Below are 281 nucleotides of genomic sequence, written 5' to 3'. Positions count from 1 at the left end.
CCCGAGTTCTCTCAAGCGCCTTAGTATTCTCTACCTGACCACCTGTGTCGGTTTGGGGTACGATTCCATATAATCTGAAGCTTAGAGGCTTTTCCTGGAAGTATGGCATCAACAACTTCATCACCTTAGTGACTCGTCTCGTGTCTCAGTCTTAATAGCAACCCGGATTTACCTAAGTCGCCAACCTACTCACTTTCACATGGACTACCAACGCCATGCTTGTTTAGCCTGCTCCGTCCCCCCATCGCAATTATATCGAGTACAGAAATATTAATCTGTTT

At 45.9% G+C, this 281-nt stretch carries 1 rRNA gene; it reads right to left on the bottom strand.

Annotation, left to right across the window (positions count from 1 at the left end):
- Positions 1-281, bottom strand: a 23S ribosomal RNA gene (locus H5089_RS20115); the annotation flags it as partial.

The sequence above is a fragment of the Pseudoalteromonas sp. SR45-1 genome (assembly GCF_014163655.1).
GTDB classification, from domain to species: domain Bacteria; phylum Pseudomonadota; class Gammaproteobacteria; order Enterobacterales; family Alteromonadaceae; genus Pseudoalteromonas; species Pseudoalteromonas distincta.
Note: the sequence above shows the minus strand (reverse complement) of the source record. Positions and strands in the feature narration are given on the sequence as shown.